Genomic DNA, 843 nt, shown 5'->3' with positions numbered 1-843 from the left:
CCAGGGCGCCGCCCTGCTGCTCCAGGGTGTTGGCGCGTGCCTCGAACCCGGCCAGCGCCTCCGCGAGCGCGGCCTCGCGGCCCGACAGGGTAGCCCCAAGGCGCTCCTCGATCGCGGCGAGCGACGAGGCCGCCCGGTCGAGCGCTGAAACGTGCACGGACGTCTGCTCGCCGAGCGCACGGCCGCGGCCGTCGAGGGACTCGGCGAGGCCGGTCGCCTCGCGCAGCGCCGTGTTGGCGACCTCGCGCAGGGCCTCGACCTGGGACGCAACACCGGCGGTGGCGCGGCCGGTCTCCAAGGCGATGCGCTGCAGCGCCGACTGGACCTGCTCGACCCGGCCCGCCAGCCCCTGCTCGATCGCGCCGAGGTTGGTGCCTGCACCGGACACCAGCTCGCCCAGCGCCGCGTTGGCACCTTCGATCCGCTGGAGGACGGCACCCAGCTCGCGGCCCAGCCGGTCGTTGGTCTCGAACAGTTCGGTGAGGGCGCGGCCCGCGCCGTCGTCGATGGCGGCGCGGAGCAGCTCGGCCGAGGCCCGCGACTGCGCGGCCAGTTCCTCGGTCTGCAGCCGTAGCGTCTCGGCCAGAGGCACGCCGGTCTCGATCAGCACGCGCTCGATGGCGTCGGCACGGTCGGCCAGGGCCCGCGACAGGTCGAGCATCGGCCCGTCGATGGCCGCGCGCAGGCGCTCGACATGCCCTTCCAGGCTGTCGCCGACCGCACGGCAGCTGCCGTCGACGCTGGCGATGAGCGCCCCGCCCTTCTCCTCGATGGCGCGGACCAGCACCTCGGCGCTCTCCGCGAGGCGGCGGGACAGAGCCTCGCCGCGGGCATCGACCAGGG

Annotated in this window: 1 pseudogene; it reads right to left on the bottom strand. The window is 75.3% G+C overall.

Annotated elements, in window-relative coordinates:
- A pseudogene (locus FV228_RS31180) lies at window positions 1-843 on the bottom strand (hypothetical protein); the annotation flags it as partial.

The organism is Methylobacterium sp. WL18 (genome assembly GCF_008040015.1).
Classification (GTDB): domain Bacteria; phylum Pseudomonadota; class Alphaproteobacteria; order Rhizobiales; family Beijerinckiaceae; genus Methylobacterium; species Methylobacterium mesophilicum.
Note: the sequence above shows the minus strand (reverse complement) of the source record. Positions and strands in the feature narration are given on the sequence as shown.